This is a genomic window from Photobacterium gaetbulicola, assembly GCF_003025515.1.
GTDB classification, from domain to species: domain Bacteria; phylum Pseudomonadota; class Gammaproteobacteria; order Enterobacterales; family Vibrionaceae; genus Photobacterium; species Photobacterium gaetbulicola.
In genome coordinates this window covers 18,063-38,524 of record NZ_PYME01000043.1, presented here as the reverse complement: position 1 = coordinate 38,524, position 20,462 = coordinate 18,063, and the positions used below count along the sequence as shown (strand labels likewise).

Here is a 20,462-nt window from a genome sequence, read left to right as displayed (position 1 = left end):
TGGAGACTACGACGTAGATAGGCAGGGTGTGTAAGCGTTGTGAGGCGTTGAGCTAACCTGTACTAATTGCCCGTGAGGCTTAACCATACAACACCCAAGGGGTTTTAGCGGACTCCACGAACACTTGGATGAGTGTTGAGAACATCAGCTTTCTAAGATTGTAAGAATTTTGCTTGGCGACCATAGCATTATGGACCCACCTGATCCCATGCCGAACTCAGCAGTGAAACGTAATAGCGCCGATGGTAGTGTGGGGCCTCCCCATGTGAGAGTAGGACATCGCCAGGCTTCCAATTTAGATTATCGTGCTGAACACACGGTGATTTGAGTGGAGCGGTAGTTCAGTTGGTTAGAATACCGGCCTGTCACGCCGGGGGTCGCGGGTTCGAGTCCCGTCCGCTCCGCCACTTATTAAGAAGCCTCGTCGAAAGACGGGGCTTTTTTACGTCTGTCGGATATGTTCGCCTTGCAGGCGAATGAGTCCCGCTGGTGCGCAAGCCCGGCCGTTCTGCCACTTATTAATAAACCTCAACTAGGCGTCCCCGACGAAAGGCTGGGTTTTTTGCTATCTGACGCTCCCGAAAGTGCTGTGCACTTTTTCGCGGAACTAGGCGTCCCCGCCGCAATGCCGGACCATCGATTCCCGTCCGCTCTGCCACTTATACTAAGCCCGAGTCGAAAGACTCTGGCTTTTTTACGTTTATTAAATATGTTCGCCTTGCAGGCGAATGAGTCCCGCTTGAACGCAAGCCCGGCGGTTCCGCCACTTACTCAGAAGCCTCAACTAGGCGTCCCCGATGAAATGCTTGATCTTATTTACGTTTTGGCCCTCGGTAAAACCGAAGGCTCTTAAAAGAACTGATCATTGGTTTTTAGGAGGGATTGTTCTGCAGACAGTAATCTACAGGGAGAGGAAACGCCTGATCAGTTATAGCTATCAGTAAATGCTGCTGCAGGTTCAAGGTCCCAAGAACTATAACAAAAATAAAACCCAGCCGTTGGCTGGGTTTGTTAGATAGAGCAGGGAGGGGGCTAGGTTATAGCAGGGCTTTGACAGCCTCTGTGCTACTACAAACCCTGATCCCCGCTTCTTTCATTTCATGACAGGCTTGCTTAATGGTCTCTGCGGCAATGCCACGACAAGCGGCAAGATTGACGATGACTATAAATAAGCCTGTTGCTTGTAGCTGAAGAGCGGTAGTTTTGACGCAGTAGTCGGTCGCCAAGCCACCAATCAGTACAGTGCTGACATCTTTGCTTTGCAGCCATTCGATCAGGCCGGTACTGAGTTTCTCTTGAAGATCGTGATAACAAGCACCGTATGGGTGAAGATCCGGCTCGATCCCCTTCCAGATCACATGATCATAATCGGTGACAGGCGGAAGATCCGGAATGGTTTCGAAACCGGTAGTGCCTGGCACGGCGTGACTGACCCAGGTTAAATCCGCATTAGGGTGATCGAGTGGTGAAAGCATATCTTCATGCGCCTTTACTACCCATATCGCGTTATGGGGATGAGCATCTTTAGTCAATACCCGATAGTTTGCCAACTTTGCTTGTTGGTTGAGTTCAGAGCCAATGGTATCGCCTTCACCCACTGGCAGTTCATTAGGGCAAAGTGGCGTAAATGTCTTTTGTGGGTCCACATCTATGGCTGCGATACTCATGGTTTTCTCTCTTACAGGATCTGATTAAGGATATGATCGGCCTTGACCCGACGAATACGCTTGATCAACTTTCGCACCGGGGCAGGGTAAGCATCAATTTTATCGATGAATTTATAGCTACCAACAAGCTGGGTGTGCTCGAGGATACGGTCGAGTTCACGTTGTTTCTGTTCGGCCAGAAGCTGCTGCTTGTCATGGACAAGGATGGCATTCTCTAAGTCTAGTTTCCAAGCTCTAGGGTTGAGGTTGTTACCTGTGATCAGCATATAGCTTCTGTCAACCCAAATCCCCTTGAGATGGAAGCTGTTGTCATTGTGCTTCCAAAGATGAATTGCAAGCTGTCGTCTAGCTATAGCCCCTTCATTTTGCTTGGCGAAGTTTCGCAGGTTGACCTCGTACAGGTAAGGTAGACCTGCGATAGTCTTGAAAGGTTCGCTAGGTGGAATGTAGAAGTCATTTGCGGTCTTATCACCAACTACGATAGTCACTTTCACACCACGGCGTAGTGCCCTTTTGACTTCACGGCTGACGCTGCGTGGGAAGTTAAAGTAAGGGGTGCAAATGGTCAGCTCTTGTTGGGCACTCGCAATCAGGGTGCAGATATGCTGGTTAAGCTTGTTCTTACGCTTGCCAAGCCCCACGAGCGGGGTAAGACCTACTTCGGTATCAGAGACCTGCTCAGCTTCAAACTGATAGCTGGCTTTCTGAAGTTGATGGCGCAGCTCCTTGATTGCCCCTTTCAGGTTACGGGTCTCTGGACGGTTGGCTTGGCTGAGGCAGTTAACGGCATCACTGTTGACCAAGGTATCGACAATGAAGCTGGCCATGCTGTCGGCCAGCTGGGCATTTTTGATCACATGATAGCGATCGTAACGGTAACGCTGGTGTTGAGCCAGATAGACATCGTTGAGACTGGCACCGCTGTAGATGATCTTGTCATCGACAACAAAGCCCTTGAGGTGTAACACGCCAAAGACTTCCCGGTTACGAACCGGTACACCGAGAATATCAATCTGGTGTTCGTATTTTTCCGAGAACTCACGGTATAGGGCGGCATTTCCATCAGATTTATCAGCACCAATAAGCCCACGTTGAGCTCGGTGCCAATCAACTAGGACTTTGATATCAAGCCCAGGGTTTGCCTGCTTGGCTTCGTACAGTGCCTTGAGGATCCCTCGTCCACCGTCGTCATCTTGGAGGTAAAGCGCAACTAGATAAATACGCGCTTTGGCATTGGAGATTTCTTGGTGGAGACGTTCACGGAACGATCCTGCATCGAGAAGGGTCTCTAAATCTTCTGGCTTGTGTGCAATACACGGCAGTTGCTCAATGCGTTGCTTGTTAGCAATAGCTGAATCCATTATCGCCTCGTTTACGCGACCTTAATAAGGATGAATCGGTTAGTTAAGAGCGCAATTATATCAGAAAAACACCATAGTCTATGTATTGCAAGCTTGGCATGGGTCACGTATGGCTCAATTCACGCTGCTTCTTTGATCATAGAGCATCGGTGTTAGTGTTTTACCGCTTTGTCGGTAGCGGATGATCCTTGTACGTAACGCCTCTGGTAATTGATTGTCATCTAGCGTTACAAAACCTGCAGTTTGGTAAAACGACTCTAAATAACTAAAAGCAAAACAGTAGCAAGGCTGTGCTGATAGCTGGGCGTGGCAAGCGGTTAGCAGGGCTGCGCCTTGGCCTTGAGTGCGTAAATCAGGATGAACCAGCATTCCAGTCAGTAACTGGAAGTCTGCAAATTGCTTGAACCTGACACAGGCTTGAATGCCTTTGGTATTCTCGCCAATCCAAATCACCTCATCTTTTTTTGCCTTTCCTGCTGGGTAGTAAGCCTTATAAAAGCGGTTGATCAATGGAAAACGCAGGGGTTCTAGTTGATGGAATCTAAGCTTGCTCATAGGGAAAACACTGCCAAGAGTGGATGAATCAGTTAAAATGCAGCACCTAGTATAAAGGTATGGGTCAGAAGTCGCATGAAAGTTTTGCAAGATAGGTCGCTAGCACCTTTTCATACATTTGGTCTGGATGTGAGGGCCAAAGACATTGTCGTTGCCGAGACAACACAAGATCTGGTATCTATCTGGCAAGAACCACGATATCAGGAACTGCCTAAATTAATCCTTGGCCAAGGGAGCAATGTCCTTTTCTGTGACGATTTTGCCGGTGTTGTTGTTCTCAACCGTATCAGCGGGATTGAAATCGAAGAAACCCCGGATGCTTTTCTTCTTCATGTCGGGGCTGGCGAGGACTGGCATCAGCTGGTCACCCAAACCGTAGAGCAAGGAATGCCTGGGCTGGAAAACCTCGCCTTGATCCCGGGGTGTGTTGGCTCCTCTCCGATTCAGAATATCGGTGCATACGGGGTCGAGCTGAAAGATATTTGTGCCTATGTCGATACGGTTGAGCTCACCACCGGTAAGGAGACTCGATTAACAGCCAAAGAGTGCCAATTTGGTTATCGCGATTCGATTTTTAAGCACGAATTGAAAAACAGTCATGCTATTACTGCCGTCGGGCTCTGTTTGAAGAAAGCGTGGACGCCGGTGATTTCTTATGGCCCGTTGGCGCAGTTTGATCCTCTCACAGTAACCGCGAAAGACATTCTGTCGGCAGTATGCGAGATCCGTCAAGCCAAATTGCCAGATCCCAAGGTATTGGGCAATGCCGGCAGTTTCTTCAAAAACCCCGTTGTTACTGAGGAGACTGTTAAGCATCTACTTGCACATTATCCGTCGATGCCGCATTATCCTCAATCCAGCGGCCAGGAAAAACTTGCAGCCGGTTGGCTCATTGATCAGTGTCAGCTTAAAGGCCATCAGATTGGTGGGGCCCGGGTGCATGATCAGCAGGCGCTGGTTCTGGTGAATTACCACAATGCCCAAATTGGGGATGTCTTGCTCCTGGCCCAGTTTGTCGTGGACAGTGTGAAAGAGAAGTTCGGTATTGTGTTGGAGCATGAGGTTCGTTTCATGGCTGGGGCCAAAGAAACGACATTGGCTGAGGTTTGCGGATGAAAGAGCATGCTACACGCCTTGCCCTGATTGCGAAGTTGGCTGATGGGCAGTTTCATTCAGGGGAAGCCTTGGGGGAAGCGCTTGGGATCTCACGCGCGGCCGTCAGTAAGCATATTAAGGTACTGCGGTCATGGGGAGTTGATATTTTCCGCCTCCAGGGTAAGGGCTACAGCTTGCCGGCAAAACTAGAACTGCTTGATTGCGATAAGATCTTGGCTCAGGTAAAGTGCCCGAGCTTAGAGGTTATTCCTGTGATTGACTCGACTAATCAGTATTTGCTAGAGCGGGTCGCGACCTTGCCCAAGGGGGCCTGTTGCTTGGCTGAGTACCAGCAGGCCGGACGTGGCCGGCGTGGCCGCCAGTGGTTATCGCCGTTTGGCAGTAACCTGTACCTTTCGATGTACTGGCGGCTTGATGCAGGAATTGCAGCTGCCATGGGGCTGAGTTTGGTGGTCGGCGTCGCGATTGCCGAAGCGCTTGAATCGTTGGGGGCAGAAGGGATCAAGGTCAAGTGGCCCAATGATCTCTATTACCAAGACCGCAAGCTTGCGGGCATCTTGGTGGAACTGTCAGGCCAAGCCGGTGAAGCGGCACATTTGGTGATAGGCATGGGGCTCAATATCGCAATGCCAGAAGCTGAAGGCGAGGCGATTGAGCAGTCATGGACCAATCTGAGCGAGGCCTGCGATAGCCTGCCTGAACGCAACGAACTTGCTGCCGCATTGATAAATCAACTTCATAGCGCCTTGAACGATTATGAAGAAAGCGGGATGGAAGGCTTTACGTCGCGCTGGAATAGGCTGGATAACTTTTTGGACCGCCCCGTAAAGTTGTTGATGGGTAACCGTGTAGTGGAAGGGATAGCTCGCGGGATCAACAGCCAGGGAGCGTTATTACTGGAAACCGAGCAAGGGATATCCCCTTATCTTGGTGGTGAAATCAGCCTTAGAGGTTGTTGATGCAAATTTTGATTGAAGCGGGCAACAGTTATGTAAAAGTTGCCCAACTGTTTGAAGATGGTCATTTTACGCTGCTGGGACGCTACCCAAGCCGCAAATTGGAAATGGTCCTGGAGCCCTTACTGGAGAACGGAGTCACCAGAATCGTATTCGCGAGCGTTGGGCCGGTAGAGATTGATAATTCCATCCAACGTATCTCGCAGCTAGCTAACATTCCCGTGATGCAGGTAAAGACGCTGAAAAAAGATTTTGGTGTCAAAAACGCGTACAGCGAGTACCAATACTTGGGTGTTGACCGGTGGCTGACGTTGGTGGCGATCCGCCAGGAATTCAAAGCGCCAACTGTTATTGTGGATATTGGCACTGCGCTGACCTTTGATGTGATGACGGAAGAGGGTAAGCATCTTGGCGGTTGGATTGCCCCGGGCTACCAGTTGATGATGAAGTCGGTGCTGGAGAATACCACCAAGGTGTTCGCTGACCGGGAGCACAGCGATACTCTGACATTTGCCGATAATACCGCCGACGGGCTGAAGAACGGTTGCCGGGCGGCGTTGGTGGGGTTGATTGAGTACGGCCTGGCTCAGGCCAGGGAGCGACTAAAAACCGAACCCAAGGTGATCCTGTGCGGGGGTGGGGTACGACATTTGCCGCAGCATTGGGGGAAAGAGTTCTACCACCGCTCTGATTTGGTGTTGGAAGGCCTTGCTTTGTATGCAAAATGTCGGTAGTGGGTGAATTTTCACCAACAAAGTTCGAAAACTAAAAAAAACGAAAAAAAGGTATTGCAAGGCTGGGGATAGTTCTCTAGAATGCGCAGCACTTACGCCGACTTAGCTCAGTAGGTAGAGCAACTGACTTGTAATCAGTAGGTCACCAGTTCGATTCCGGTAGTCGGCACCACTTTCTCCTAGATGAGTGAAAGTGCAAAAAAATTCTGGAGGGGTTCCCGAGTGGCCAAAGGGAGCAGACTGTAAATCTGCCGGCACTGCCTTCGATGGTTCGAATCCGTCCCCCTCCACCATTTTCTTAAGTAAAGAATAGCTTAACGAGTGACGAGTTTTGCGGGCATCGTATAATGGCTATTACCTCAGCCTTCCAAGCTGATGATGCGGGTTCGATTCCCGCTGCCCGCTCCACACTTCTTGTGTGCTGATATAGCTCAGTCGGTAGAGCGCACCCTTGGTAAGGGTGAGGTCGGCGGTTCAAATCCGCCTATCAGCACCACTCTCTCCCTAAGTGACTTCTTTTCTTTTGATATATACTCTACAAAACCCATGATTGGTTGTGTGGTCGTAATGCCACCAAATGCCGTGCCTAGAGGGACTATCCATGTCTAAAGAAAAATTTGAACGTACTAAACCGCACGTTAACGTTGGTACTATCGGCCACGTTGACCACGGTAAAACAACTCTAACAGCTGCTATCTGTACTACGCTTGCAAAAGTATACGGTGGTGAGGCTAAAGACTTCGCATCTATCGATAACGCTCCAGAAGAGCGCGAGCGTGGTATCACAATCTCTACTTCTCACGTAGAGTACGATACTCCAACTCGTCACTACGCACACGTAGACTGCCCAGGACACGCCGATTACGTTAAAAACATGATCACTGGTGCTGCGCAGATGGACGGTGGTATCCTAGTTGTTGCTGCAACTGACGGCCCAATGCCTCAGACTCGTGAGCACATCCTACTAGGCCGTCAGGTTGGTATCCCTTACATCATCGTGTTCATGAACAAGTGTGACATGGTTGATGACGAAGAGCTTCTAGAGCTAGTTGAGATGGAAGTTCGTGAACTTCTATCTGAGTACGAATTCCCAGGTGACGACTGCCCAGTAATCATGGGTTCTGCTCTTGGCGCGCTAAACGGCGAGAAAGAGTGGGAAGACAAGATTGTTGAGCTAGCTGAAGCACTAGACAACTACATCCCAGAGCCAGAGCGTGCGATCGATCGTCCGTTCATCCTACCTATTGAAGATGTATTCTCAATCCAGGGCCGTGGTACTGTTGTAACTGGTCGTGTTGAGCAGGGTATCATCACTGTAGGTGACGAAGTAGAAATCATCGGTATCAAAGAGACCACTACTACTACTTGTACTGGTGTTGAGATGTTCCGTAAGCTTCTTGACGAAGGCCGTGCTGGTGAGAACGTTGGTGTTCTTCTACGTGGTACTAAGCGTGACGAAGTTGAGCGTGGTCAGGTTCTTGCTAAGCCAGGTTCTATCACTCCGCACACTACTTTCGAGTCAGAAGTATACGTTCTGTCTAAAGACGAAGGTGGCCGTCACACGCCATTCTTCAAAGGCTACCGTCCACAGTTCTACTTCCGTACAACTGACGTAACTGGTACTATCGAGCTACCAGAAGGCGTAGAAATGGTTATGCCTGGCGACAACATCAAGATGGTTGTTACTCTAATCGCTCCTATCGCGATGGACGAAGGTCTTCGCTTCGCAATCCGTGAAGGTGGCCGTACCGTTGGTGCTGGTGTTGTAGCTAAGATCGTTGAATAATATTTGACGACTAGGTACTAAAAAGGGCATCATTTGATGCCCTTTTTCTGCGCTGTTGCTTGGTTTTGCATGTTTTTTGCTCAAGCCGGCAGAAAAACTTTTTATTATGATGAAGTTTTTTGTTTGTAATTAAAGCTTTAGTGCTTTCCTTCATTACTGGCCTCGCAAATGCGGGGTTATTTTCGTCTATATTGAGACTAGTTACAGGTTGGTTGTATGAAAGCGAATGCCGAAAACCAAAGCAGCTCAAGCAGTATGGACGGCCTTAAGTGGGTCGTTGTATTTGCTCTGCTAGCTGCCGCTGTGGTTGGTAATTACCTGTACAGTGATGTTTCTGTAGTGCTACGCGCTGCTGCGGTTGTTGTCCTTGTGGCAGCAGCGGGTGGTATTGCTGCACTTACAGCAAAAGGTAAAACCGCGATTGCGTTTGCCCGCGAATCGCGCATGGAAGTCCGCAAGGTAGTATGGCCTACTCGTCAGGAAGCTACGCAGACAACCTTTATCGTTTTAGCTGTCACTGTCATTATGGCGTTAGCCTTGTGGGGCATCGACGGCATCATGGTCCGTCTAGTCCGCCTAGTTACCGGTGTGTGAGGTAAGAGTTCATGAGCGAAGCTCCAAAAAAACGATGGTATGTTGTACAGGCCTTCTCTGGTTTTGAAGGTCGTGTAGCACAATCCCTACGTGAGCATATTAAAATGCACGGCATGGAAGAGTACTTCGAAGAAGTGCTTGTCCCAACTGAAGAAGTTGTAGAAGTGCGTGCAGGTCAGCGCCGTAAGAGCGAACGTAAGTTCTTCCCTGGCTATGTGCTTGTACAGATGGTGATGAACGATGAGACATGGCATCTGGTACGTAGTATCCCTCGTGTAATGGGGTTCATCGGCGGTACGTCTGATCGTCCGGCTCCGATCTCTGATAAAGAGGCAGATGCTATTCTTAACCGTCTTGAGAAGGCGAGCGAATCGCCGGTTCACAAGACTGTGTTTGAGCCGGGTGAAGTGGTCCGTGTTACTGATGGCCCGTTTGCAGACTTCAACGGTGTGGTGGAAGAAGTCGATTACGACAAGAGCCGCCTGAAGGTATCTGTATCTATTTTTGGCCGTGCTACTCCTGTTGAACTGGAGTTTGGCCAGGTCGAAAAAAGCTGATCATTAAATAATCAGTTTTAGTTGTCAGGGGCGTGAAATTGGACTATAATTTCGCGCCCTTTCGTTAGACGGGGAGTCTACTTCTAGAGAGTAGACGTTTGAACCCAAATTAAGGTAAATAGCAATGGCTAAAAAAGTAGAAGCTTACATCAAGCTGCAAGTTGCAGCTGGTATGGCAAACCCAAGTCCACCGGTTGGTCCTGCACTAGGTCAGCACGGTGTGAACATCATGGAATTCTGTAAAGCGTTCAACGCTAAGACTGACTCAATCGAGAAAGGTCTACCGACTCCAGTTGTTATCACAGTATACAACGACCGTTCTTTCACGTTCATCACTAAGACTCCACCTGCTGCTGTTCTTCTGAAGAAAGCTGCTGGCGTTAAGTCTGGTTCTGGCCGTCCGAACACTGAGAAAGTTGGTACTGTAACTGACGCTCAGATCCAAGAGATCGCAGAAACTAAAGCTGCGGACATGACTGGTGCTGACATCGAAGCTATGAAGCGTTCGATTGCTGGTACTGCTCGTTCAATGGGTCTAGTGGTAGAGGGTTAAGACAATGGCAAAACTTACTAAACGTATGCGCGTAATCCGCGAGAAAGTTGATGTTAATCGCGAGTACGACATCAACGAAGCTGTTGCTCTTCTTAAAGAACTAGCTACTGCTAAATTTACTGAAAGCGTTGACGTTGCTGTTAACCTAGGTATCGATGCACGTAAATCTGACCAGAACGTTCGTGGTGCAACTGTACTACCACACGGTACTGGCCGTGAAATCCGCGTAGCGGTATTCACTCAGGGTGCAAACGCTGAAGCTGCTAAAGAAGCTGGCGCTGACCTAGTAGGTATGGAAGAACTTGCTGCTCAGGTTAAGAAAGGCGAGATGAACTTCGACGTAGTTATCGCATCTCCAGATGCAATGCGCGTTGTAGGTCAGCTTGGTACTATTCTTGGTCCACGCGGTCTAATGCCAAACCCTAAAGTTGGTACTGTAACTCCTAACGTTGCTGAAGCTGTTAAGAACGCTAAAGCTGGTCAGGTTCGTTACCGTAACGACAAGAACGGCATCATCCACACTACTATCGGTAAAGTGGACTTCGACGCTGCTCAACTAAAAGAGAACCTAGAGTCTCTTCTAGTTGCTCTGAAGAAAGCGAAGCCTTCTTCAGCTAAAGGTACTTTCATCAAGAAAGTAAGCATCTCTACCACTATGGGTGCAGGTGTAGCGCTAGACCAGAATACTCTGGAAACTAACGCACAGTAATTTGCAGAAGCGCAAATTTCGTGTATAATTTGCGCTTCCGAATTCGTGGCTAAGGCTGTTGCCTCGGCATCAGCCTTCGTCAAAGACCGTAGGCGTCAACTCCTAGAGCTGACTTAATATCACCTACGTAGACGGTGCCAGAACATGATTGATGTAAGTCTTTCTTGGATCTGCGCCGTAAAAACTCTCCTGCCATACCGGCAGTGAGTGGTGTAATGTCCGGGGGAACCCGGCTTAATCCAGGAGCAAATCCAATGGCATTGAATCTTCAAGACAAAAAAGCAATTGTTGCTGAAGTCAACGAAGCTGCCAATGGTGCCCTGTCTGCAGTTGTTGCTGACTCTCGTGGCGTTGCTGTGGGTGCGATGACTTCTCTGCGTAAACTAGCTCGTGAAAACGGCGTTTACCTGAAAGTTGTTCGTAACACACTAGCTCGTCGTGCAGTGGAAGGTACTGATTTCGAATGTCTTACTGAGACTTTCGTAGGTCCTACACTGATTGGTTTCTCTAACGAGCACCCAGGTGCTGCAGCGCGTCTTTTCAAAGACTTCGCTAAAGAGAACAAAGAATTCGAGATCAAAGCGGCTGCATTCGAAGGCGCTGTTGCTGACGTTGAAGTACTAGCGACTCTACCAACATACGACGAAGCGATTGCACGCCTAATGATGTGCATGAAAGAAGCGTCTGCTGGCAAGCTGGTACGTACTATCGCAGCTGTTCGCGATCAGAAAGAAGAAGCAGCGGCTTAATTGGCCTTGCTTTAATCTGGTTGCTATTTAAACTAATTGTTGACTTTAAAAGAGAATTGTTATGTCTATCACTAACGAGCAAATCCTAGACGCAGTTGCAGAAATGTCTGTAATGCAGGTTGTTGAGCTAATCGAAGCTATGGAAGAGAAATTCGGCGTTACAGCTGCAGCAGCAGTAGTAGCGGGCGGCGCAGCTGCAGAAGCAGCTGAAGAGCAGACTGAATTCGACGTAATCCTAACTGGCGCTGGCGCAAACAAAGTTGCAACTATCAAAGCTGTACGTGGCGCGACTGGCCTAGGTCTTAAAGAAGCTAAAGCTCTAGTTGACGGCGCTCCAGCACCTCTGAAAGAAGGTGTTGACAAAGCTGAAGCTGAAGCTCTTAAAGCTCAGCTAGAAGAAGCTGGTGCTTCTGTTGAAGTTAAGTAATAATTACTTAATTTCTTAGCCTTAATTGGCTAATGGCTGGTGGCTAAAAAGCCACCGGCCTTTTTGCGCTGTAGGGTAGTGGTGTTTTCACATTGTTTTGCGATCACTGTCCATGCAAAAAGCAGTCCTGTTTCCCAGAACTGTTCCTACAATAAACAGTGTTATTAGTCACTGCTCCTCGTTTTGAGCAGTTTGGATCACTTATCAGCGATCTGAGGAACCTATGGTTTACTCTTATACCGAGAAAAAGCGTATCCGTAAGGATTTTGGTAAGCGTCCACAAGTTTTGGATGTACCATACTTGCTGTCGATCCAGCTTGAGTCTTTTAAAAAGTTCATCGAGCAGGATCCAGAAGGGCATTACGGTCTAGAAGCTGCCTTTCGTTCTGTTTTCCCAATTCAGAGCTATAACGGCAATTCCGAGCTGCAATACGTTAGCTATCGTCTCGGTGAGCCGGTCTTCGATGTTAAAGAATGTCAGATTCGTGGCGTAACATACTCTGCACCACTTCGTGTGAAGCTTCGTCTTGTCATGTACGATAAAGACGCGCCAGCTGGCACAGTCAAAGACATTAAAGAACAAGAAGTTTACATGGGCGAAATTCCGCTCATGACAGATAACGGTACATTCGTTATTAACGGTACCGAGAGGGTTATCGTATCCCAGCTACATCGTAGCCCGGGTGTTTTCTTCGACAGCGATAAGGGTAAGACCCACTCCTCAGGTAAAGTGCTTTATAACGCACGCGTAATCCCATACCGTGGTTCATGGTTGGATTTCGAATTTGATCCTAAGGATAACGTATTCGTACGTATCGACCGTCGTCGTAAGCTTCCTGCTTCAATCATCCTGCGCGCGCTAGGCTACAGCACCGAGCAGATTCTTGACATGTTCTTCGAGAAAGTAAACTTCGAAGTACAGGGCAAGTCTCTTGTGATGGAACTGGTACCTGAGCGTCTACGCGGTGAAACTGCCAGCTTCGATATCGAAGCCAACGGTAAGGTTTACGTTGAGCAAGGCCGCCGTATTACCGCTCGCCATATCCGCCAGCTAGGTAAAGACGGTGTTGACCACATCGAAGTCCCTGTTGAATACATCGTGGGTAAAATCGCATCACGTGATTACGTGAACGAGGAAACCGGCGAGTTGATCGCAGCAGCTAACCAGGAACTAAGCCTGGAAACATTGGCTCTGCTATCTCAGGCAGGTTACAAGTCTCTAGAAGTTCTGTTTACGAACGATCTAGATTACGGTCCGTACATGTCTGACACGATCCGTGTCGACAGCACGACCGACCGTCTAAGCGCGCTGGTAGAAATCTACCGTATGATGCGCCCGGGCGAGCCACCAACACGCGAAGCAGCAGAGCAGCTTTTCGAAAGCCTGTTCTTTACTGAAGAGCGTTACGATCTATCTGCTGTGGGCCGAATGAAGTTCAACAGCTCGCTAGGTCGTGAAGATTCTACAGGTCCGGGTACCCTAGACCACGCAGACATCATCGATGTAATGCGTCGTCTGATCGATATCCGTAACGGTAAAGGTGAAGTGGATGATATCGACCACCTTGGCAACCGTCGTATCCGTTCTGTAGGCGAAATGGCTGAAAACCAATTCCGAGTTGGTCTGGTACGTGTTGAGCGTGCTGTGAAAGAGCGCCTAAGCCTTGGCGATCTAGACGCAGTGATGCCTCAAGACCTAATCAATGCCAAGCCAATTTCTGCGGCAGTGAAAGAGTTCTTTGGCTCTTCTCAGCTGTCTCAGTTTATGGACCAGAACAACCCACTGTCAGAAGTTACTCACAAACGCCGTATCTCGGCGCTTGGTCCAGGTGGTCTGACTCGTGAACGTGCTGGCTTTGAAGTTCGAGACGTACACGCGACCCACTACGGTCGTCTATGTCCGATCGAAACGCCGGAAGGTCCAAACATCGGTCTGATTAACTCACTGTCAGCGTTTGCCCAGTGTAACCCTTACGGTTTCCTGGAAACGCCATACCGTAAAGTGATCGACGGCAAGGTAACCGAAGAAATCGACTACCTATCTGCTATCGAAGAAGGCCAATACGTTATCGCGCAGGCGAACGCCGCTCTGAATGAAGACGGCTCATTCGCTGACGAACTGATCACTGCCCGCCAGAAAGGTGAATCAGGTCTGCACCCACGCGACCATGTCCAGTACATGGACGTTGCAACTAACCAGGTTGTATCGGTGGCTGCTTCTCTGATCCCGTTCCTAGAGCACGATGATGCGAACCGTGCCCTTATGGGTGCGAACATGCAGCGTCAGGCAGTTCCTACTCTTCGTGCTGACAAGCCGCTAGTAGGTACAGGTATCGAGCGTAACGTAGCGGTTGACTCCGGTGTTACAGCCGTAGCTAAACGTGGCGGTATGGTTCAGTCAGTAGATGCTTCTCGTATCGTTATCAAAGTTAACGAAGACGAGTTGGTACCAGGCGAAGCGGGTATCGACATCTACAACCTGACCAAGTACACCCGTTCAAACCAGAACACATGTATCAACCAGCGTCCAACCGTGATGCCGGGTGAGCCTGTAGCTCGTGGTGACGTGCTAGCTGACGGTCCATCTACCGACCTTGGTGAACTAGCCCTTGGCCAGAACATGCGTATCGCGTTCATGCCTTGGAACGGTTATAACTTCGAGGATTCCATCCTTGTATCTGAGCGTGTTGTACAGGAAGACCGCCTGACAACTATCCACATCCAAGAGCTATCTTGTGTGGCGCGTGATACTAAGCTAGGTGCGGAAGAAATCACTGCTGATATCCCGAACGTGGGTGAAGCAGCGCTATCTAAGCTGGATGAGTCAGGTATCGTTTACATCGGTGCTGAAGTTAAGGGTGGCGACATCCTAGTTGGTAAGGTGACACCTAAGGGTGAAACTCAGCTAACTCCTGAAGAGAAGCTACTACGTGCTATCTTCGGTGAGAAAGCGTCTGACGTGAAAGACTCTTCTCTACGCGTACCTAACTCTGTGTCTGGTACTATCATCGACGTTCAGGTATTTACCCGTGACGGCGTTGAGAAAGACAAGCGTGCGCTAGAAATCGAAGAGATGCAGCTGAAAGAAGCGAAGAAAGACATCACTGAAGAATTCCAGATCCTTGAGGGTGGTCTTCTTGCTCGTGTTCGTACGCTTCTTCTTGCCGCGGGTTACAGCGAAGACAAACTGTCTTCAATGGACCGCGAGAAGCTGTTCGCACAGACTCTTGATGACGAAGTACAGCAGAACCAGCTTGAGCAGCTAGCCGAGCAGTACGACGAGCTGAAAGCTGAGTTCGATAAGAAATTTGAAACCAAGCGCCGTAAGATCACTCAGGGTGATGACCTAGCGCCGGGTGTCCTTAAGATTGTTAAGGTTTACCTAGCGGTTAAGCGTCGTATCCAGCCTGGTGATAAGATGGCGGGTCGTCACGGTAACAAGGGTGTAATCTCGAAGATTTGTCCTGTTGAAGACATGCCGTACGACGAAAAAGGTCAGACAGTCGACATCGTACTTAACCCGCTGGGTGTACCGTCTCGTATGAACATCGGTCAGATCCTGGAGACTCACTTGGGTCTTGCAGCGAAAGGTATCGGTGACAAGATCAACGAGATGCTTAAGCAGCAGCAGGAACTACACCAGTTCCGTAACTTCCTGCAGAAAGTGTACGACCTGGGCGATACGCGTCAGAACGTAGACATTGCCGCGCTAAGCGACGACGAAGTACGTACCCTGATCCAGAACCTGCGTAACGGTCTACCAATCGCGACACCTGTTTTCGACGGTGCGCCAGAATCCTCTATCAAAGAGCTTCTGAAATTGGGTGATCTGCCTGAGTCTGGTCAGCTGACTCTGTTTGATGGCCGTACTGGTGACAAGTTTGAGCGTCCTGTAACCGTGGGTTACATGTACATGCTGAAACTGAACCACTTGGTTGATGACAAGATGCATGCCCGTTCTACCGGTTCTTACAGCCTTGTTACTCAGCAGCCGCTGGGTGGTAAAGCTCAGTTCGGTGGTCAGCGTTTCGGTGAGATGGAAGTGTGGGCACTAGAAGCATATGGTGCCGCATACACCCTACAGGAAATGCTAACTGTTAAGTCGGATGACGTTAACGGCCGTACGAAGATGTATAAGAACATCGTCGATGGCGACCATCGTATGGAACCTGGTATGCCGGAATCGTTCAACGTATTGTTGAAAGAAATCCGCTCGTTGGGTATCAACATCGAGCTGGAAGACGAATAAGCCTCGGTTCATACCAAGATTTATTAGTTACTCCGGTATAAATATGAAGGCGCCAGCAGACTGGCGCCTTTATGGGTCAACTCCTCACAGGAGCCGAATGTGAAAGACTTACTTAAGTTTCTGAAAGCACAACACAAGACTGAAGAATTTGATGCAATCAAAATCGGTCTTGCTTCACCAGACATGATCCGTTCATGGTCTTTCGGTGAAGTTAAAAAACCAGAAACCATCAACTACCGTACTTTTAAGCCTGAGCGTGACGGTCTTTTCTGTGCACGTATCTTTGGCCCGGTAAAAGACTACGAGTGTCTTTGTGGCAAGTACAAGCGCCTGAAGCACCGTGGTGTTATCTGTGAAAAATGTGGCGTAGAAGTAACTCAGACTAAAGTGCGTCGTGAGCGCATGGGTCACATTGAGCTAGCTTCTCCTGTAGCCCACATCTGGTTCCTTAAGTCACTGCCATCTCGTATCGGTCTGTTAATGGACATGCCGCTGCGTGATATCGAGCGTGTACTTTACTTTGAATCTTACGTGGTAATCGAACCGGGTATGACCAACCTTGAGCGTAGCCAGCTGCTGTCTGAAGAACAGTACCTGGATGCACTTGAAGAGTGGGGCGACGAGTTCGACGCGAAGATGGGTGCTGAAGCCGTTCAGGCACTTCTGGCCAACATGGACCTGAATGCTGAAATCGAGCTGATGCGCGAAGAGCTAGAAGAAACTAACTCTGAAACCAAGCGTAAGAAGCTGACCAAGCGTCTTAAGCTGGTAGAAGCATTCCTACAGTCAGGCAACAACCCAGAGTGGATGATCCTGTCTGTACTGCCAGTACTACCGCCGGATCTTCGTCCGTTGGTACCACTAGATGGTGGTCGTTTCGCAACGTCAGATCTGAACGATCTGTACCGTCGCGTTATCAACCGTAACAACCGTCTGAAGCGTCTACTGGATCTAGCAGCCCCTGACATCATCGTACGTAACGAAAAACGTATGCTGCAGGAGTCTGTTGATGCATTGCTTGATAACGGTCGCCGTGGCCGCGCTATCACAGGTTCGAACAAGCGTCCTCTGAAATCTTTGGCTGACATGATCAAAGGTAAGCAGGGTCGTTTCCGTCAGAACCTTCTTGGTAAGCGTGTAGACTACTCAGGTCGTTCTGTTATCACCGTAGGTCCATACCTACGTCTGCACCAGTGTGGTCTTCCTAAGAAGATGGCACTTGAGCTATTCAAGCCATTTATCTACGGCAAGCTAGAGACTCGTGGTCTGGCGACTACGATCAAAGCGGCTAAGAAGATGGTAGAGCGTGAAGAAGCGGTTGTTTGGGATATCCTGGACGAAGTGATTCGCGAACACCCAGTAATGCTTAACCGTGCACCAACACTGCACCGTTTGGGTATCCAGGCATTCGAACCAGTACTGATCGAAGGTAAAGCGATCCAGCTTCACCCACTAGTGTGTGCGGCATATAACGCCGACTTCGATGGTGACCAGATGGCGGTACACGTACCTCTAACGCTGGAAGCACAGCTAGAAGCGCGTGCACTGATGATGTCTACCAACAACATCCTTTCACCAGCATCTGGTGATCCAATCATCGTACCTTCTCAGGACGTTGTATTGGGTCTTTACTACATGACTCGTGAAAAGATCAACGCGAAAGGCGAAGGCATGTACCTTGAAGGTCCTGCTGAAGCTGAGAAAGCTTACCGTACAGGTAATGCTGAGCTACACGCTCGCGTTAAGGTTCGTATCACTGAACACCACGCTGACGAGCAAGGCAACCTAGTTGCTGATACTAAGCTGGTTGATACGACTGTTGGTCGTGCAATGCTATGGACAATCGTACCGAAAGGTCTGCCATACAGCCTTGTAAACACCGAAGCTCTGGGTAAGAAGCAGATCTCTAAACTGCTTAACACCTGTTACCGTGAGCTGGGCATGAAAGATACTGTTATCTTTGCTGACCAGATCATGTACACAGGTTTTGCTTACGCGGCACTATCTGGTGTATCGGTTGGTATCGACGATATGGTTGTACCAGAAGCGAAATACACCAAGATCGCCGAAGCTGAAGCTGAAGTTGCTGAAATCCAGGAGCAGTTCCAGTCAGGTCTTGTTACCGCGGGCGAGCGTTACAACAAAGTTATCGATATCTGGGCAACAGCCAACGAGCAGGTTGCCAAGGCGATGATGGATAACCTGTCTTTCGACACTGTTATCAACCGTGACGGCGAAGAAGAGCAGCAGAAATCGTTCAACAGCGTATACATGATGGCCGACTCAGGTGCTCGTGGTTCTGCCGCACAGATTCGTCAGCTAGCGGGTATGCGTGGTCTGATGGCTAAGCCGGATGGCTCGATCATCGAAACGCCGATCACGGCGAACTTCCGTGAAGGTCTGAACGTACTTCAGTACTTCATCTCTACTCACGGTGCTCGTAAGGGTCTAGCCGATACCGCACTTAAGACTGCGAACTCCGGTTACCTAACACGTCGTCTAGTAGACGTTGCTCAGGACGTGGTAATCACGTCTGATGACTGTGGCACTCACGAAGGTATCACCATGATGCCTCTGATCGAGGGTGGTGACGTTAAAGAGCAACTTGGTGATCGCGTTCTTGGTCGTGTGGTAGCGGAAGACGTTATCAAGCCGGGTACCGACGAAGTTCTTGCTCCTCGTAACACGCTTCTTGATGAGAAGTGGTGTGAGATCCTGGAAGCGAACTCTGTTGACCAGGTGAAAGTACGTTCGGTAGTAACCTGTCAGAACGACTTCGGTTGTTGTAAGAACTGTTACGGTCGTGACCTAGCACGTGGTCACCTAGTGAACCAGGGTGAAGCGGTTGGTGTTGTTGCAGCACAGTCAATCGGTGAGCCGGGTACACAGCTTACGATGCGTACGTTCCACATCGGTGGTGCGGCATCTGCGGCAGCGGCTGAGAACAGCATCCAGGTTAAGAACAACGGTTCGATGAAACTGCATAATGCCAAGTTTGTTACTAACAACGAAGGCAAGCTAGTTATCACGTCTCGTGCCTCAGAAATGAGTGTTATCGATGAGTTCGGCCGTACTAAAGAGAACTACAAACTGCCATACGGTTCTCACCTGACTAAAGGTGACGGTGCAGAAGTAGCAGCTGGCGAAGTTATCGCTAACTGGGACCCGCACACAATGCCAATCATCACCGAAGTGGCAGGTCGTGTTCAGTTTGTTGACCTGATTGATGGTGTGACAGTTTCTCGTCAGACTGATGAGCTAACGGGTCTGTCTATGATTACCGTACTTGACGCTGCTGAGCGTACCGGTGCAGGTAAAGACATGCGTCCAACCGTTAAGTTGGTTGACGAAAACGGTAACGATGTAATGATCGCCGGCACTGAAATGCCAGCTCAGTACTTCCTACCGGGTAAAGCAATCGTCCAGCTTGAAGACGGTGCAATGGTTGGTATCGGTGATACGCTAGCACGTATCCCGCAGGCATCTGGCGGTACGAAAGATATCACCGGTGGTCTACCACGAGTTGCTGACCTATTCGAAGCACGTAAGCCTAAAGAGCCTGCGATCCTTGCTGAAATCACTGGTACCGTATCGTTCGGTAAAGAGACGAAAGGCAAGCGTCGTCTGATCATCACGCCTGCAGAAGGTAACGCATACGAAGAAATGGTTCCTAAGTGGCGCCAGCTGAACGTATTCGAAGGTGAGAAGGTTGAGAAGGGTGATGTAATCGCCGATGGTCCAGAGGCTCCACACGATATCCTACGTCTGCGTGGTGTTCACGCCGTTGCAGAGTACATCGTGAACGAGGTTCAGGAAGTTTACCGTCTACAGGGCGTTAAGATTAACGATAAGCACATCGAGACTATCGTTCGTCAGATGCTTCGTAAGGCAACTATCCTGTCTGCGGGTGATTCTGAGTTCCTACCTGGTGAGCAGGTTGAGTACTCTCGCATCATGATTGCGAACCGTAAGCTTGAAGCTGAAGGTAAGCTGCCAGCAACGTTTGAGCGTGACCTACTGGGTATCACCAAAGCATCGCTTGCAACTGAGTCGTTCATCTCAGCTGCATCGTTCCAGGAAACGACGCGCGTACTAACAGAAGCTGCAGTTTCTGGTAAGCGTGACGAGCTACGTGGCCTGAAAGAGAACGTAATCGTTGGTCGTCTGATCCCTGCGGGTACCGGTTTCGCGTACCACCAGAACCGTCAGCGTCAGCGTGATGCAGAGCTAGAGCCAGTTGCACCTCAGGTCGATGCAGAGCAGGCGTCGCAAGACCTTGCTGCGCTACTGAATGCAGGCCTAAGCGACGAAAACTAATCGTCAGCTAGCTAAAATGCACTGAATAAAAGGGTACCTTCGGGTGCCCTTTTTTATTGCCTGCGAGTTGGCGGCAGTATGCTGGTGGGCGGAGGCGATATGTCGGTGCCGATACGGCACTCGTGCAGGCGG

15 protein-coding genes, 5 tRNA genes and 2 rRNA genes are annotated in these 20,462 nt (G+C 49.5%); 19 read left to right on the top strand and 3 right to left on the bottom strand.

Features of this window, described 5'->3' with window-relative positions; all coding sequences use genetic code 11:
* The 3 genes from C9J03_RS24930 to C9J03_RS24920 form a co-directional block, all read left to right on the top strand.
* Window positions 1–87, top strand: a 23S ribosomal RNA gene (locus tag C9J03_RS24930); the annotation flags it as partial.
* Between the two features lie 85 nt (window positions 88–172).
* Window positions 173–288 (top strand): 5S ribosomal RNA (gene rrf / locus C9J03_RS24925).
* A gap of 42 nt (window positions 289–330) precedes the next feature.
* Window positions 331–407 (top strand) — tRNA-Asp (locus C9J03_RS24920).
* 630 nt (window positions 408–1,037) lie between these two features.
* Here the strand turns inward: C9J03_RS24920 and C9J03_RS24910 are convergent.
* The 3 genes from C9J03_RS24910 to C9J03_RS24900 all read right to left on the bottom strand — a co-directional run bounded on the left by C9J03_RS24910 (window position 1,038) and on the right by C9J03_RS24900 (window position 3,583).
* On the bottom strand, window positions 1,038–1,667 hold the full coding sequence (locus tag C9J03_RS24910; protein ID WP_044622108.1) for a nicotinamidase: 630 nt from the start codon (window positions 1,665–1,667) through the stop codon (window positions 1,038–1,040).
* An 11-nt stretch (window positions 1,668–1,678) separates the two neighbouring features.
* Window positions 1,679–3,028, bottom strand: coding sequence for a CDP-diacylglycerol--serine O-phosphatidyltransferase (gene pssA / locus C9J03_RS24905; RefSeq protein ID WP_039463756.1), 1,350 nt, complete (start codon window positions 3,026–3,028; stop codon window positions 1,679–1,681).
* 114 nt (window positions 3,029–3,142) lie between these two features.
* A complete protein-coding gene (locus C9J03_RS24900; protein ID WP_044622107.1) occupies window positions 3,143–3,583 on the bottom strand; it encodes a GNAT family N-acetyltransferase in 441 nt (146 codons plus the stop codon).
* Between the two features lie 75 nt (window positions 3,584–3,658).
* Between C9J03_RS24900 and murB the strand changes: the two genes are divergently transcribed.
* The 16 genes from murB to rpoC all read left to right on the top strand — a co-directional run bounded on the left by murB (window position 3,659) and on the right by rpoC (window position 20,330).
* Window positions 3,659–4,699 carry a UDP-N-acetylmuramate dehydrogenase gene (gene murB / locus C9J03_RS24895; RefSeq protein WP_044622106.1) on the top strand — a complete coding sequence of 347 codons (1,041 nt, stop codon included), beginning with the start codon at window positions 3,659–3,661 and terminating at the stop codon, window positions 4,697–4,699.
* Window positions 4,696–5,658, top strand: coding sequence for a bifunctional biotin--[acetyl-CoA-carboxylase] ligase/biotin operon repressor BirA (birA, locus tag C9J03_RS24890; protein ID WP_044622105.1), 963 nt, complete (start codon window positions 4,696–4,698; stop codon window positions 5,656–5,658). Before murB ends, birA begins: the two co-directional genes overlap by 4 nt.
* On the top strand, window positions 5,658–6,389 hold the full coding sequence (locus tag C9J03_RS24885; protein ID WP_044622104.1) for a type III pantothenate kinase: 732 nt from the start codon (window positions 5,658–5,660) through the stop codon (window positions 6,387–6,389). The genes birA and C9J03_RS24885 overlap by 1 nt, the downstream gene beginning before the upstream one ends.
* Before the next feature lie 96 nt (window positions 6,390–6,485).
* Window positions 6,486–6,561 (top strand) — tRNA-Thr (locus C9J03_RS24880).
* A 36-nt stretch (window positions 6,562–6,597) separates the two neighbouring features.
* Window positions 6,598–6,682: transfer RNA gene (locus C9J03_RS24875), tRNA-Tyr, on the top strand.
* A 40-nt stretch (window positions 6,683–6,722) separates the two neighbouring features.
* Window positions 6,723–6,797, top strand: a tRNA-Gly gene (locus C9J03_RS24870).
* A gap of 12 nt (window positions 6,798–6,809) precedes the next feature.
* Window positions 6,810–6,885, top strand: a tRNA-Thr gene (locus C9J03_RS24865).
* A 105-nt stretch (window positions 6,886–6,990) separates the two neighbouring features.
* Window positions 6,991–8,175: an elongation factor Tu gene (gene tuf, locus C9J03_RS24860; protein ID WP_044622103.1), complete on the top strand. Its 1,185-nt coding sequence runs from the start codon at window positions 6,991–6,993 to the stop codon at window positions 8,173–8,175.
* Window positions 8,176–8,391: 216 nt separating this feature from the next.
* A complete protein-coding gene (gene secE / locus C9J03_RS24855) occupies window positions 8,392–8,769 on the top strand; it encodes a preprotein translocase subunit SecE (protein ID WP_039458782.1) in 378 nt (125 codons plus the stop codon).
* A gap of 11 nt (window positions 8,770–8,780) precedes the next feature.
* Window positions 8,781–9,326 carry a transcription termination/antitermination protein NusG gene (nusG, locus tag C9J03_RS24850; protein ID WP_039458779.1) on the top strand — a complete coding sequence of 182 codons (546 nt, stop codon included), beginning with the start codon at window positions 8,781–8,783 and terminating at the stop codon, window positions 9,324–9,326.
* Window positions 9,327–9,450: 124 nt separating this feature from the next.
* Entirely contained in the window at window positions 9,451–9,879 is a 429-nt protein-coding gene (rplK, locus tag C9J03_RS24845) for a 50S ribosomal protein L11 (protein ID WP_007462791.1), read from the top strand.
* Between the two features lie 4 nt (window positions 9,880–9,883).
* Window positions 9,884–10,588, top strand: coding sequence for a 50S ribosomal protein L1 (gene rplA / locus C9J03_RS24840; RefSeq protein WP_039458778.1), 705 nt, complete (start codon window positions 9,884–9,886; stop codon window positions 10,586–10,588).
* A 254-nt stretch (window positions 10,589–10,842) separates the two neighbouring features.
* The gene (gene rplJ, locus C9J03_RS24835) at window positions 10,843–11,337 is read left to right on the top strand and encodes a 50S ribosomal protein L10 (protein WP_039458777.1); all 495 of its coding nucleotides are present in this window, start codon (window positions 10,843–10,845) and stop codon (window positions 11,335–11,337) included.
* A gap of 61 nt (window positions 11,338–11,398) precedes the next feature.
* Window positions 11,399–11,764, top strand: coding sequence for a 50S ribosomal protein L7/L12 (rplL, locus tag C9J03_RS24830; protein ID WP_039458775.1), 366 nt, complete (start codon window positions 11,399–11,401; stop codon window positions 11,762–11,764).
* Window positions 11,765–11,987: 223 nt separating this feature from the next.
* Window positions 11,988–16,013: a DNA-directed RNA polymerase subunit beta gene (rpoB, locus tag C9J03_RS24825; protein WP_044622102.1), complete on the top strand. Its 4,026-nt coding sequence runs from the start codon at window positions 11,988–11,990 to the stop codon at window positions 16,011–16,013.
* Window positions 16,014–16,112: 99 nt separating this feature from the next.
* Window positions 16,113–20,330 carry a DNA-directed RNA polymerase subunit beta' gene (gene rpoC / locus C9J03_RS24820; protein ID WP_044622101.1) on the top strand — a complete coding sequence of 1,406 codons (4,218 nt, stop codon included), beginning with the start codon at window positions 16,113–16,115 and terminating at the stop codon, window positions 20,328–20,330.
* Window positions 20,331–20,462: the final 132 nt, after the last annotated feature.

Bases quoted from the DNA above. Each gene is read 5' to 3' on its own strand.
- C9J03_RS24910 (WP_044622108.1), bottom strand. From the start codon at position 1,667: ATGAGTATCGCAGCCATAGATGTGGACCCACAAAAGACATTTACGCCA.
- pssA (WP_039463756.1), bottom strand. From the start codon at position 3,028: ATGGATTCAGCTATTGCTAACAAGCAACGCATTGAGCAACTGCCGTGT.
- C9J03_RS24900 (WP_044622107.1), bottom strand. From the start codon at position 3,583: ATGAGCAAGCTTAGATTCCATCAACTAGAACCCCTGCGTTTTCCATTG.
- murB (WP_044622106.1), top strand. From the start codon at position 3,659: ATGAAAGTTTTGCAAGATAGGTCGCTAGCACCTTTTCATACATTTGGT.
- birA (WP_044622105.1), top strand. From the start codon at position 4,696: ATGAAAGAGCATGCTACACGCCTTGCCCTGATTGCGAAGTTGGCTGAT.
- C9J03_RS24885 (WP_044622104.1), top strand. From the start codon at position 5,658: ATGCAAATTTTGATTGAAGCGGGCAACAGTTATGTAAAAGTTGCCCAA.
- tuf (WP_044622103.1), top strand. From the start codon at position 6,991: ATGTCTAAAGAAAAATTTGAACGTACTAAACCGCACGTTAACGTTGGT.
- secE (WP_039458782.1), top strand. From the start codon at position 8,392: ATGAAAGCGAATGCCGAAAACCAAAGCAGCTCAAGCAGTATGGACGGC.
- nusG (WP_039458779.1), top strand. From the start codon at position 8,781: ATGAGCGAAGCTCCAAAAAAACGATGGTATGTTGTACAGGCCTTCTCT.
- rplK (WP_007462791.1), top strand. From the start codon at position 9,451: ATGGCTAAAAAAGTAGAAGCTTACATCAAGCTGCAAGTTGCAGCTGGT.
- rplA (WP_039458778.1), top strand. From the start codon at position 9,884: ATGGCAAAACTTACTAAACGTATGCGCGTAATCCGCGAGAAAGTTGAT.
- rplJ (WP_039458777.1), top strand. From the start codon at position 10,843: ATGGCATTGAATCTTCAAGACAAAAAAGCAATTGTTGCTGAAGTCAAC.
- rplL (WP_039458775.1), top strand. From the start codon at position 11,399: ATGTCTATCACTAACGAGCAAATCCTAGACGCAGTTGCAGAAATGTCT.
- rpoB (WP_044622102.1), top strand. From the start codon at position 11,988: ATGGTTTACTCTTATACCGAGAAAAAGCGTATCCGTAAGGATTTTGGT.